General features: G+C 50.1%; 10 protein-coding genes. 3 read left to right on the plus strand and 7 right to left on the minus strand.

What is annotated here, in order from left to right; translation table 11 throughout:
* Positions 1 to 294: 294 nt before the first annotated feature.
* From KJS42_RS13150 to KJS42_RS13170, 5 genes are all read right to left on the minus strand, one after another.
* A complete protein-coding gene (locus tag KJS42_RS13150) occupies positions 295 to 1,122 on the minus strand; it encodes a carbohydrate ABC transporter permease (RefSeq protein WP_155607017.1) in 828 nt (275 codons plus the stop codon).
* Positions 1,123 to 1,325: 203 nt separating this feature from the next.
* The gene (locus tag KJS42_RS13155; RefSeq protein WP_193417206.1) at positions 1,326 to 2,207 is read right to left on the minus strand and encodes a carbohydrate ABC transporter permease; all 882 of its coding nucleotides are present in this window, start codon (positions 2,205 to 2,207) and stop codon (positions 1,326 to 1,328) included.
* 215 nt (positions 2,208 to 2,422) lie between these two features.
* The gene (locus KJS42_RS13160; protein ID WP_213623103.1) at positions 2,423 to 3,763 is read right to left on the minus strand and encodes an ABC transporter substrate-binding protein; all 1,341 of its coding nucleotides are present in this window, start codon (positions 3,761 to 3,763) and stop codon (positions 2,423 to 2,425) included.
* A 152-nt stretch (positions 3,764 to 3,915) separates the two neighbouring features.
* Entirely contained in the window at positions 3,916 to 4,761 is an 846-nt protein-coding gene (locus KJS42_RS13165) for a response regulator (protein WP_213623104.1), read from the minus strand.
* Between the two features lies 1 nt (position 4,762).
* On the minus strand, positions 4,763 to 6,616 hold the full coding sequence (locus tag KJS42_RS13170; RefSeq protein ID WP_213623105.1) for a cache domain-containing sensor histidine kinase: 1,854 nt from the start codon (positions 6,614 to 6,616) through the stop codon (positions 4,763 to 4,765).
* Positions 6,617 to 6,906: 290 nt separating this feature from the next.
* Between KJS42_RS13170 and KJS42_RS13175 the strand changes: the two genes are divergently transcribed.
* Positions 6,907 to 7,743, plus strand: a complete 837-nt coding sequence (locus KJS42_RS13175) for a YitT family protein (protein ID WP_155607020.1) — start codon at positions 6,907 to 6,909, stop codon at positions 7,741 to 7,743.
* A gap of 225 nt (positions 7,744 to 7,968) precedes the next feature.
* Complete coding sequence (locus tag KJS42_RS13180) at positions 7,969 to 11,397, plus strand: AAA domain-containing protein (RefSeq protein ID WP_213623106.1); 3,429 nt, start codon at positions 7,969 to 7,971, stop codon at positions 11,395 to 11,397.
* 158 nt (positions 11,398 to 11,555) lie between these two features.
* On the opposite strand, the gene KJS42_RS13185 is transcribed toward KJS42_RS13180, so the two are convergent.
* Positions 11,556 to 11,774 (minus strand): helix-turn-helix domain-containing protein, encoded by a 219-nt coding sequence (locus tag KJS42_RS13185; RefSeq protein WP_213623107.1) that lies wholly within the window; start codon positions 11,772 to 11,774, stop codon positions 11,556 to 11,558.
* A 162-nt stretch (positions 11,775 to 11,936) separates the two neighbouring features.
* Between KJS42_RS13185 and KJS42_RS13190 the strand changes: the two genes are divergently transcribed.
* Positions 11,937 to 12,221, plus strand: coding sequence for a DUF6809 family protein (locus KJS42_RS13190; RefSeq protein WP_213623108.1), 285 nt, complete (start codon positions 11,937 to 11,939; stop codon positions 12,219 to 12,221).
* A gap of 173 nt (positions 12,222 to 12,394) precedes the next feature.
* Here KJS42_RS13190 and KJS42_RS13195 read toward each other — a convergent pair whose 3' ends face one another.
* Positions 12,395 to 13,693 (minus strand): arsenic transporter, encoded by a 1,299-nt coding sequence (locus tag KJS42_RS13195; protein WP_280516407.1) that lies wholly within the window; start codon positions 13,691 to 13,693, stop codon positions 12,395 to 12,397.
* Between the last annotated feature and the right edge of the window lie 62 nt (positions 13,694 to 13,755).

A 13,755-nucleotide genomic window follows, 5' to 3' on the forward strand; every position in this document is an offset into this window, starting at 1 on the left:
TGGCAAGCAATATAGGCGAAAAACCGAGTACAATTCGTCGCTTTTGGCGATTTTGGCGGATTGTATATGAAATTTCATATATAATCAGCGCTCAGGATGTCGGGAGCTGGGAATCTGTATGAAAAATCGAATACAATTCGCATTTTGGCTCGTTAGCGACGAATTGTGTTCGAAAAACCGAATACAATTCAGCGTTTGATAGGTAACTAGTGAACTTGTAACAACGCTCCTACCCGTGGGTCGCACCTAAATGCTGCATTTGATGCAACATTCAATTCGACCAGCCGCACGCTCTTACCCCTTCACCGCCGAACTCGATACGCCTTGAATAATGTATTTCTGGCCGATCAGGAAGACGAGAATCATCGGGATAATCCCCGCGGTGGCCGCCGCCATCATGCCGTTGTAATCGACGGTATTCTCCAGGATGAAGTTTTGCAGGCCGAGCGGCACCGTGAACAGATCCTGGTCGATCAGGAACACCAGGGCGTTCTCGTAATCGTTCCAGTGCCAGGAGAAGTCGATGATCGCCAGCGTGGCGAGCGCCGGCTTGGCTAGCGGCAGGATTAGCCGGAAGAAGATGCGGAAATGGCCGGCGCCGTCGATAAAGGCGGCTTCGGAGATTTCCTGCGGTACGGTGAGGAAGAACTGCCGCATCATAAACACGCCGAAGATCGTAAACATCCCGGGCAGAATCAGCGCCCAATGCGTGTTGTAAATCCCCGCCCAGTCGAACATGATGAACTTCGGCACAAACAGCACCTGCGGCGGAACCATCATCATCGACAGGTACACCATGAACATCGCGTTCCGCCCCTTGAACTCGATCCGCGAGAACCCGTACGCGGCCAGTGAAGACAGCAACACGGCGCCGGTGACGCTGATCAGCGATATTTTCAGAGAGTTTAAGTAGTAGTGAGTGAAGCTGTTCTTGCCGGTCCACACCTTGATATGATGCTCCCAGTTGAAGTCGGCGGGAATCCACTTGATCGGAAACTGAAATACCTCCGCCGGCGTTTTGAACGAGGTGCTGATCATCCATAGGAACGGAACGACCATAAGTACCCCGAACAAGAGCATGACGCACGTGGTGACGATTTTGGTGACGGAAGTCGATGGCATGCTTTTTTCCTCCTTAAAAGTGCTAGTATTGCTGCTTTTGATCTGGACCGGAGACACCTTATCAACATAGCGGAACTTTATGGCCTTATTCTCCACAAAGTGGTACGAAATACGGCCAACTCCCGTTGACTCGCCGAAATAGCACCATTTTGTACCCTTATCTCATCGATCCGCCCAGCAATTTCTCCAATAAATTACTCGTTCTAGTAGTGAACCCAGCGTTTTTGGCCGACCCATTGAATCATCGTGAAGATCAGGATGACCAGGAACAGCGCCCAGGAAATCGCCGAAGCGTAGCCCATCTCGTAATAACGGAAGGCGTTCTGGTAGATGAACAGCGACAGGACGGTTGTGCTGTTCCCGGGTCCGCCCTGTGTGATCGCCTGGATGATCCCAAACTGCTTGATCGACATGATCAAGCCGGTGACGAGCAGCAGGAAGGTGGTCGGACTGACGAGCGGCCAGACGACGCTACGGATCGTTTGCCAGGTGCGGGCCCCGTCGATCTTGGCGGCCTCCAGGAGCTCCCCGGAGATTTCCTGCAGGGCGGCCAGGTAGATGATCATGTTATAGCCGAGCATAAACCAGATCCAGATAATGTCGATGGCGTACATCGACGTCTCCGTGGTCGACAGCCATCCCGGCGGGTTGGCGATGCCAATCGCCCGCAGCAGTCCGTTGATTGGCCCGTTCGTCGGCTGGAACAACAACATCCACACGAAAGCGACGGCGACGCCGCTGGTGATGTAAGGCATGAAGTATAAGGCGCGCAGCAGCTTTTTCATATGCACGGAGCGGTTCAAGACCACCGCCACGACAAAAGCCAACCCGATCGACACCGGCACTGATAGCAGGAAGATCAGGGTGTTTTTTAGCGCGATATAGAAGACTTCGTCCCCCAGCATGCGTTGGATATTGGCGAGTCCGATGAACCGGGTGCCCGGCTTCATGAACTTGTAATCCGTGAACATCAGGTAAAACGAATAAATGGCCGGTAAAATAAAAAACAGCAGCACGCCGATCATGTTCGGTCCGATAAACACGTATCCCAGCAATTGCTGCCTTTTCATCCACGATGTTTTCACATGGCTCCACTCCTCTTGGGCTTGAAAGTTCGGTTATGTCCTCAGCATAGCAGGAGGGGGCGGGCCGTTATAAGGAACAAAACCACCGACCTCATGCTACAGAAATACGCATTTCTCAGGCGGCCTGCAGGACGGCGTGGGGGAGATGTAGATATGTTCTATTTCACAAAAAAAGAAAAGCCCGGCTGCACCCAGCCGGACCTTCTCTAAACTTGCTATTTGTTTTGTTTCAGGTACTCATTATGACGTTTGACCATCGCCTGCACCGTTTGCTCGGCGGTTTGGTTGTCGAGGAAGAATTTCTCGTATTCCTGCGAGCGCATGTCCACCATTTCCTGCGGAAGCTTGCGGACGAAGGTTGGGGTTTGGTTCCCGTATAGGACGAATTCCAGCGATTCCTGGTCGTAGGTGTCCGCATGTTCGCCGAGCAGGCTTTGGATCGCGGCGTCTTGATCGACCGCGGACGAGGCAGGCAACCGGCCTCCGGCAGCCATCGGCATCATGCCTTCGTCGGCGTACCATTTGAGGAACTCCCAAGCCGCTTCCGTGTTCTTCGAGTTGGCATTAATTGAGATAAAGTCGCCTACACCGCCGCTGGTGATGAAATCGGCTTCGTTCTCCGCCAGTCGGGGGACGGGAGCAAACGCGATTTTGAAGTCGCGAGGGAAGTCCTTCATGTTATTGGAGCTGCGCAGCAGCCATTCTCCGATGTTGATCATCGCGGCTTCACCGCCGAGGAACATGTTTTCCACCGGCATTTTGGACGTCAGTTGCTCGCCAAGCGGCGGCGTGGTTTGGTCGTCCTTCATCATGGCGTTCATCGTTTCCAGCCATTTCAGCACGAGCGGGTGGTCCATGTTGGAGCCACCGTCCTCTTTGACGTAGCCGTTCTTCTCCAGAACCGAATCCATCGGATCGGCGAACGGTTCCATATGCTGCACCAGCCCGTATTTAAAGCCGGCAGCTTTCAGCTTTTTGGCGTATTCCCGGGCTTCGTCCCAGGTCCAAGCTTTCGGCACCGTGAGCCCCGCAGCGTCCAATGCGTCCTTGTTTAAAGCGAAGAACTGAACGTTTTTCTTAGTGGGGATGCCGTAATACTTGCCGTCGATTTTCCAGGTGGCTGCGTTGGAGCCAATCTTCTCATCAATATTGTAGTCGGAAAAAGAGCTCAAATCGAGCACCGTGCCGGACTCGACCCGTTTGGCCGCCTGCGTCACCGAGTAGTTCACGAAGAGATCGACCGCTTGCCCCGTGGCGAGCGCGGTATCGAGCTTCAGGTTCCCGTCGTCGTCATTTACGAACCGTACGTATTCGACCTGCACGTCGGGGTGCGCGGCGTTCCACGCGTCTACTACAGCTTGCGGACCGGCTTCCGGCGGAACCCCGCCCCACATCGTCAGTTTGATCGTTTCGCCCGATGAAGGCGCTTTCGAATCTGGGGTTGCCGCTCCCGAATTTCCCTTCGCCCCATTACTGTTATTGCCGCCGCAGCCAGCCAGCAGGCCGATCAGCAGCGTGTAGAGCAGCAGTGCGGCCCATCCTTTTTTGTTTCTCACGGGTAAAGACCTCCCTATATCGTTGATGGTTGAATCCCCCTCATCGTAGCAGGGGACGGGAGCGGAATTGAACCTACATATCCCTTCAGTTCACGGAACAAAACGATGCAATTGCGCGTCCGGAAACGGGGGATTTGCGCCATCGATTTCTTCTATTCGGCGGTTTTGTTCCATTGCCGGTATTTGCTGGGCGTCTGCTGGGTGAGGCGTTTGAAGATCTTGATGAAGTAGTTGTCATTGATGAAGCCCACCCGTTGACCAATCTCGTGAACGGGTAGATCGGTGTGCAGCAGATATTCCTGCGCTTTCTCCACCCGGATGCGGTGCAGGTAGTGGATCAGCGTTTGTCCGGTTTTTTTCTTGAACAAGGCACTGACGTAGTTCTCGCCCATCATGACGTATTGGGCCATCGATTTGACCGTGATGTCCTGCGCGTAATGCTCGGCGATGTAATCGATAATTTTGCACACCTCGGGATGGGAGATGCTTGCTGCGGTTCCGGCCAGACTGAGGTTTGAAGCGGCCGAAGCAGATGCCGCTGCCAATTGCATTGCAGATGCCGATACCGCCTGCGGATTCGCCTCGCCGATCTCCTGAGTCGCCGGCTCCGCGCCGCCGTCCCTAGCGAGTTCCGTGCTCACTTTGCGCAGCGTATCCCGCAGCGAGTTAACGCTCATCGACAGCTTCAGAATATAATTGGAAGCGCCGTATTCCATCGCCTGCCGTACATATTCGAATTCGCCGATGCAGGTCAGCATGATGAAGCGAGAATGATAACCCTCTTCCCGAGTGCGGCGGAGCAGCTCTACGCCGTCCATCTCCGGCATGACGATGTCTGCGAGCACCAGATCAGGCGGGTCGCGCCGGATCATCTCGAGCGCCTCACCGCCGTTGCCGGCTTCACCTGCCACCGTAAATCCGAGCTCTTCCCAAGCAATGATTTCACGAACCGATTCGCGAACGAACACCTCGTCTTCGACCAGTAGCACCTTCCACATGTTATTGACCTCCTTTCGGATCGTTGGCCGCAGCCTCCCCCGGCGGCAGCGTCAGGGGATGGCCTTCCTTCGCCAGCGCGGCTTCCCGTTGACTTTTGGCATAAGGCGTTGATAGCAATAAAGGAATCGTAAACCGAACCCGAGTTCCTTGGTCCGAGGACGCCACATCCATGCGCCCTTCTTCCTTAAAGAGCAGCCGCAGCCGCTCCCGAACATTGTCCAGGCCGATGCCCGGCCGCTTTCGGGTCTTCTTGATTTGGGCCGAACGCGCCATTCCGATCCCGTTATCTTCAATTTCAACGGTTAGTTGGGCTAGCCCCTCGCGTCGGACGCGAATCTCAATCCGGCCTGGGCCGGTCAGATGACTGACCCCGTGCATAATGGCGTTCTCGACGAGCGGTTGCAGACTCAGCTTCGGCACCAGCGCAAAGACGACTTCGTCCTCCAACGTGTAAGCGACCTCGAACCGGTGATTGTAACGAACCTGCTGAATATGCACATAGGCCTGCACCAGCTCGATTTCGTCTTGTAGATGCACCAGATCTTGTTCCGAATTCAGGCTAGCCTCCAGCAGCTTGCCCAAGGATAAGGTGATCTCGGTGATGTCTTCATTTCCCTGGCGAATCGCACTCCACTTGATCGTATTTAGCGTATTTAGCAGAAAATGCGGGTTCATCTGCGCCAGCAGCATATGAAAATGAACAGCCTCCTTCTGGCGCTCCTCTGCCTTCAGGCGATGGATCAAGGCGTCCATGTCGTCGAGCATCGTATTGAAGGTACGGGTTAAGTCCAGAATCTCCCCGCGGAATTTTTGTTCCGGCAGCCGGATTTTCAAGTTTTTGCGAACGACCGCCATCATTTTATTTTGCAAATGGGACAACGGACGGGTGATCGTTGCGGCGATTGCGAAGGTTATGACCAGAAAGGCTCCCATCAGCATGAAAAATGTCGTAAAATACTGCCGTTTCAACGCATCAATTTCATTAAACAAGATCGGCAGTGGAATCCGGTTCACGATATACCAGTCCAAGGATTCCACATAGATGTAATTGACCAGGGAGTTAGAGTCCTTGTCGATGAAGTATTGCCGGTCCGGCTGCTTGGCGATTTCCGCCATGACCTTATCCGGTAATACCGCATCCGGCACCGACTTGGAGATTTCCTCCCCCGCGCGCGTAATCAGGAAATACTGCTGCTGCAAATCCGATTGGTTATGAATGGAGCGCAGCCAGGAGGAATAGTCAATGCTGATGCGGGCCATGCCGTAAGGCCGGTTCGGGTTATCGCCCAAGTAGGCGTATAAGGACAGCAAATAGGTGCTGGTCGAGACGTCCCGCAGCACATAGTTCGGGTCGTTTGGGACCCAATGGTACGCGTTGGCGTTCATCGCCTGCTGGTTGAAGCCGGGGTGGTTTCTAAGCTTGTCGTAGACCAAGGCGTCCCGGGGCGGGTACGAGGTGTATACGCTTTCATTCATATCCAGAATCATGAAGTAGACGGAAGGGTTGTACAGGAAGAAGCTGTTGTTCAGGTTCATGAAAATATTCTCCATGATCCGTTTATTTTCCATACCATCGTGTAGCTCCGGGTTTCGAAGCACGGATTTCACGGAGTCGTCTTGCTTCAGAAAGATTAGCGTCTTGAAGGCGATGCCCATCTGATCCTCCAAGGTCCGGTACATCTGCTCCAGTTGGGAGTGGCTTTGCTGGCTGATTTTTTGCTGAACCAAGGTCTCGATGCGCTGGTAGTTGTACCAATTCAGGGCGCAGAAGGGCAGCAGAATCAGGCAAACAAACGCCATGAACAGGCGGTATTTTAACTTCTGGGGGATCAGGTAACGCATAAATCCAGCCATGCGGCATGCCTCCTGTGCGGTCGCAGGTGTCTTTTCCTCAAATTATAGCATAGGACCAAAGTTCGCAGAGGCGTCGCCGGAAATTGCGTGGATTTGTTGTAAAAAGGCGGAGGTGCAGGGTGGGATGTGTAGATTTGTTCTATTGATGTTTTAGCGATTACCTCCTTTTCCATGTGAACGAACTAGAGAAGTAATGTGTTAAAGTCATCTTGACTTTCCAAATTCGAATCGCTACGATGTTCTGGTTGTTAAGATAGAAATGCGGTAGAGAGAAGAGGATTCGAGTGGGAATGAAGAAGAGAATTGCGGATATCTTGATTATCATTGTAGGGGCCTTTTTATTTGCGCTGGCCGTCAATTTGTTTATTATTCCGAACGACTTCGGCGAGGGGGGCGTTACGGGGGTCACGATTATTTTGTACTACCTGTATCAGTGGTCGCCTTCGGTGGTCAATATCGTGATTAATGGCGTGCTGCTCATCGTCGGGTATAAATTTCTGGATCGTCGGACGACGATTTATACGGTGATTGCGGTTGCTTTTAACTCGTTGTTCCTGCATTTGACGGAAAACTGGCGGATTGATTCGCATGAACCAACCATCAATGCGGTATTCGCCGGCGTGATCGTAGGGGTCGGGATCGGTCTGATCGTACGGGTTGGCGGGACGACAGCAGGAACCGTCATCCTGGCCCGAATCGCCAATAAATATCTCGATTGGAATATCAGCTATGCGCTGCTGTTTTTCGATCTGATCGTGGCATTCTCCTCCTATTTCATCATTGGCGCGGAGAAGCTGATGCTGACGATCGTGATCTTATATGTAGGCACGAAAGTGATGGACTTCATGATCGAGGGGCTGAATCCCAAGAAAGCCGTCACGATTATCTCCGAGAAACAAAACGACATCGCCGAGAGGGTCATCACCCAAATGGACCGCGGCGTAACCGTCCTGTCGGGCCATGGCTACTATACAAAGAACCCGAAGGAAGTCCTGTACATCGTCATCAGCAAGCAAGAGGTGTCCACGCTAAAAAGAATCGTTCGCTCCATCGACCAAGCCGCCTTCCTGACGATTCACGATGTGCGGGATGTGTTTGGGGAGGGGTTTTTGGATATTTCGAAGTGAGATCGAGTTTACTCGGGATTTGGAAGGCGGCCTTAATCGGCCGCTTTTTTGTTGGTCATATTTCAAAAAAGCTGGTTGGCCACAAGCCTCGGGTTCCCCTTTTTTTGGCAGAGAAATTATTACTTACACTAACTATGTTCAATCAAATCAGGGAGGATTTCCCTGAAGTTTGTCGAAACCAACCCTTAGGAACTAGATCCTAAGACATGGAAGGATTGGGCAACCATGATGAATGTACTGAAATATTGGAGAAATAGCTTGGCCGATTCGGACCGCTTGGATCCTAATTTTCTGAAAAGGAAACCCGGGGGTTTTCTCGTTTCATACAATGCCATCGAACAAGGTTCTCTTCCCTTGGACACCGTAAAACAGTTCGTTTCCAAAATAAAAGATAAGAAAAAAACAATTTTTGATGTGATCGTGTGTCCTGCTATAACCTACGTGAAAAAGGAACATGGTAGCCATATAAACTATAAACTGCCTGAGGCCATTGCTCCATTATGGATTCCGGCCTTGCTTGACGTATCCGGGATTTTGAAGCCCCATCCGACATATTTGCCTTGGATATGTAGGGACTACTTGGAGCCTAGTGAAACAGATGTTTTGCCACTGGGAATGATTGAGCGAGTTGATCAGTATCTTTCCGCACGTTCTATTAACCGAGAATGCTGGAAAGATTATTTTGATTTTGCCCTGAACCTGTTTAAAGAGGTTACGGGATTACTTCCTTTAGAGTGGACGCATGATCAGTATCAGTTGTCGGACGAAAGTTATCTTTTTTCCAACGATCTTGTAACCGGCACATCCAAATCCATACAGGATCTTTATAACTACATCATGGAAGATCAACCTCAGTCCCCTCTATTGCGGTCATTTGCAAGTATGGAAAATACTCCACCATTGTCTTCGTTATTGGATACCGAATCCGAGATGCTATCCGTTAACCATTATGGGCAGATGAGCAACCAGTTTAGTCTATCCAACTCGCAGCGATATGCGATGCACCATACGACGCTCTTAGGCGACGGAGATTTAATTGCGGTAAATGGACCTCCCGGAACGGGAAAAACCACGCTTTTGCAGAGTATTGTTGCCACCTCAGTAATTCATCATGCTCTCAATAAAATGGAGCCACCGGTTATTGTTGTTTCTTCTACCAATAATAATGCAGTTACCAATGTTATCGAGAGTTTTGGTAAAGTCAATGAAATCGGGGGGGATCCTCTTGTAGGTCGTTGGCTCCCTGAGGTTAAGAGTTACGGGGCATATTTGAAGTCATCCTTCAAAAGCGAACAAGCGAAATCTGATTGGTTAACCATACTGAACGGAAAAGGTGGACCACGTGGATACTTCGAACAGTATGAAACCCAGGATTTTCTGGCCGAGGCTACTCCATACTACTTAGAGAAATGCTCGCAGTACTTGGCGAAAGACATCAAAGAAGTCAAAGAAGCCATTCATTCATTGCACGACAAACTTGTGGGAAAATGTTTGGAGATTCAGCATATCGTTAATATGCATGTGGTGTATCAAAAATTGGAAAGCTCCATAATAGAAAAGTATCCCGAAGGTATCCAAAACGCGATCCATGAACGCACCGAAAACTTACAGAGAGCAATGGTTGAGTGGACTGAACATGAGACACTAGGTACTGAGTGGAGAAGATTCTTAATGGATGAACCGTGGTGGGTCCCTTTGCTTCTAAAAATTCCCGCCATCAAAAATATATCGATTCGAAAAAAACAACTTAGGAATCAATATTTCTGCTCCGTAAACCGGTTGCCGGACTTGTCCGATGAGGACCAAATCAACCGGTGGTTCGGTGGCCAACATGACACTTTAAAAAGGATGAGGGACCGGGCTGAAGAACAATTAACCGAAGCAAAGAAGGAATTGGCCGAATATCAATCCGCAAAAAAGGACTGGGAAGACCTCCTTTTTTCCTTAGCCATGATCGAAGGGGAAACTTACCTGGAATGTCTAGATAGAACGAGCCGGTATGAGGCGTTTAAGCTTGCAGTTCATTACTGGGAAGGACAGTGGCTGCTGGAAACGGAAAAAATGCTTTCCGATCCCGGATATAAACGTAATAACGGAAGACAGGGACGTTCGTTATTTTGGAGAAGATTGGCCAAGATCACGCCTTGTTTTGTTACAACCTTGTACATGCTCCCCTCTTTCTTTAGCGCATGGGAAGGCAGAACGTTTCCGATGTATGAGTATATTGACATGCTAATCATTGATGAGGCTGGACAAGTGGTCCCCGAAGTAGCAGGGGCTTCCTTCTCTTTGGCCAAGAAAGCGATTATTGTGGGAGATACTTTGCAAATCCAACCCGTCTGGAGTATTCCCACGGCTGTCGATATAGGCAATTTAAAATACCATGAACTGCAAACGGATTCGTATACCTATGATGATCTTACGAACACCGGTATGCTGGCATCGTGCGGTTCGGTAATGGAAATCGCTAGAAGGCAGACCAAGTACTCCACTGCGGAAGGAGACGGAGGTTTTTGGCTAACCGAGCATCGCAGGTGCGTACCCGAGATCATTGCATACTGTAATGAACTTGCCTACCATGGAAAACTGGAACCGAAACGGAAATCGATAGGAGATTATTTTTTGCCACATATGGGCTACGCGCATATTCCCGGTTCTTCAGAGAAGCGTGGGGGAAGCGTTGAAAATAAACTTGAAGCTGAAGTGATTGTCAGTTGGATTGACAGGAACAAGGATGAACTTCTTAAATTTTATTCTGTAGAAGGGCTGACACGGATCGAAGATATAGTTGCAGTTGTAACTCCATTTGCCCCGCAAAAGAGATTATTAGTAGAAAAACTGGAGCAAGTCGGTCTGAAAGGGGTTAAAGCAGGAACGGTACATACGCTGCAAGGGGATGAACGGCCGATCGTGATTTTCTCCCCCGTATACGACAGTAATCACGCTTCAGAATACTATTTCAATCAAGGGGTCTACATGTTAAACGTCGCTGTATCTAGAGCCAGGGACAGCTTTCTAGTTTTCGGCGACATGGGAGTATTTTCAACAGCTAGTTCTACTCCTTCAGGCCTGCTTGCCAAATACTTATTTGCCAAGGAAGAGAATGAAATCAAGAACGTAGATTTGGATAACTACTTTAACACGCGTTATGGTACTCCCGTCGAGCACATTCATGAGCTAGAAGTTCATAGGGAAATCCTTAGGAATTGTATTCAATCGGCTAACAAAGAAATTCACATCATTTCTCCCTTCTTGTCATCCGCTGCTATTAAAGCTGACCAGCTCGAAGCGCTGTTTGATGAAGCTGTGAAGAGAGGTGTTACGGTTTCCGTATATACGGATGAAGCGTTGAATTTTTTTAGAAACGAACTCAAGGTGAATTATGTTAAAGCAAAACAAATTCTTCAAGACCACGGGGTCCACCTTTATTTAACCAAAAGGGTCCATAGTAAAGCTCTTTGGGTAGACTCTGATGTCCTTATCGAAGGCTCCTTTAACTGGCTATCCGCAGTCAGAGTTCCATCCAGTAGGTGGTGTCGATTTGAGACGTCATTGGTGTATCGTGGGCCGGAGGTTGTGAAGATGATCGGGAAAATCAGGGAGGATTTGGAGAAGAGGAAAGTTGAGGAGTTGATGTTAGGTAAACTAGGTTAAGTGCAGATCGTATTCAACCTGATCGAAGCCTAGAGGTTGCAGCCTTTTTGGATGACGAACAATCATTCTGAAAGTTATTCACCATTTTTAGTTGTAACACAGCTCTTATTCAATAAATATTCGCTTTGAAAATAAACCACCCTATAGGGTGGTTTATTTTACTTCAATTCTATTAGTTCAATAATCTCTCGAATATCACTGATATCCAAAGCCTCTGCAATTCGTTCAATATGACTAAAATTTATACTTTCCCGCTTACCAGTGGCAAGCTCACTCAACGCTGCATGTCGAACGTCAGATAGTCTTGATAACTCCCGCAAGGATATATTATGTTTTTGGGTTAGCTCCTTAATTTTTACGACAACTTTTTTTGTCATATTAATCTCACCTCAGAAAGCTAAGTGTTGCTTGACTATACGCAAAAGCGTAACGTATAATAATCTAAAAAGTGGTACGCTAATGCGTAATAACTATGTATTAATTCGTTTTGAAGAGATGTTTTGTTAATTTAATGTCTTGGAAAAAAAGGAGGTCTTCACATGCCTGATTTTCTCGAATCCCTCTATTACGGCAACCTTCTCCCCGAAAAGCAGGTTGTCCCCAAAGACCCGCAATACCGCCAATTAAGCAGAGAACTATCCGAAGCAATGGTGGCTTGGAGGGAGAAGTTTTCCAGCGCGGATTTCACCGAATTGGAAGCTCTAATCGATTTACAACAGAAGATTCAAGGAATGGAAATGACCGAGGCGTTTACGAATGGGTTTAAGCTGGGAGCGGGACTCATGATCGAAGTTCTAATTGGGAACGGACCGGAGAGGTCATAAACCCGAAGCAACGACCGGCCGAGTATAACGCACCTTCGCAATAGGAATCCTCGCTACAACAAGATTTATTTCCGAAGATCTTTCTTTAGATCACCCAAAGCATTTCCCCTAGCGTAACCCACTAAGCCCTCATTAGTAGCTCATCTACTGCACTTTCCTACCACAGTCGCTCCCTAAAACACCCTCAAAACCACCCACAACCCCAACAACGTCGCGAACAAAATCGGGATCGTCAGCACGATGCCGACCTTGAAGTACGTTCCCCAGGAGATGCGGACGCCCTTCTTGGCGAGGACGTGGAGCCAGACAAGGGTGGCGAGCGAGCCGATCGGTGTGATCTTCGGGCCGAGGTCGGCGCCGATGACATTGGCGTAGATCAGCGATTCGCGGACCGTACCCGAGGTGGCGGTTTCGGCGATGCCAAGCACGCCGGTCATGACGGCCGGCAGGTTGTTCATGATCGACGACAGGAACGCCGAGATGTAACCCATGGCCATCGTGGACACGAACAGGCCTTGATCCGCCGCCGCTTGGATGAGATCCGCCAAGACCTCGGTCAGCCCGGCATTCCCAAGGCCGTACACAACGACGTACATCCCGATCGAGAAAACGACGATGTTCCATGGCGCGCCTTTCATGACGGCCTTCGTGTCGACCGCTTGGCTCCGACGGGCAATCGCCCAGAAGATCAGGGCCACTGCATCGGCAAGCAAGGACACCGGGAGATGGAGGAACTCGCTCACCAGGTATCCGACCAGCAGGATCCCCATCACTACCCAGGACAAGCGGAATAAGCGCGGGTCTTTGATGGCCTCGGCCGGTGCTTTGAGCTTGGACGGGTCATAGACACGAGGGATGCTTTTGCGAAAATAGAGCAGCAACACGGCAATCGTCGCCGCCAGCGAGAACAAATTCGGTAGAATCATCCGGGCGGCATACTGCGCGAAGCCAATCCCGAAATAGTCCGCCGATACGATGTTCACCAGGTTGCTGACGACGAGAGGCAGTGAGGTGGTATCCGCGATAAATCCGCTGGCTATAATGAAAGGAAAGATCATTTTCTCCTCAAAATTCAAATGGCGGACCATTGCGAGCACGATCGGTGTGAGGATCAAGGCCGCCCCATCGTTGGCAAAAAACGCCGAGACAACCGCCCCCAGCAAGCTAACGTAAACGAACATGCGAATTCCGCTGCTCCGAGCAGTCCGGGCCATATGCAGCGCTGCCCATTCGAACAAGCCGATCTCGTCCAAGATCAGCGAAATGATAATGATTGCGATAAACGTCAAGGTGGCGTTCCACGTGATCTGCACGACTTCCCCTACGTCGTCTAATCCGACGACGCCGGCTAGCAGGGCCAGCACTGCGCCGCCGCAGGCGGACCACCCAATATTCAGCCCCTTCGGCTGCCAAATCACAAAGGTTAAGGTAATCACAAAAATGAGCGATGCTGCTAAGATGTCAAATTCCATCGGTTTCTCTTCTTCCCCCAAACTCTCTCTATCTTTCCGGGCTCTGTATTAAGCCTAAGCCG

It is taken from the genome of Paenibacillus sp. J53TS2 (assembly GCF_018403305.1).
Classification (GTDB): Bacteria; Bacillota; Bacilli; order Paenibacillales; family Paenibacillaceae; genus Fontibacillus; species Fontibacillus rhizolycopersici.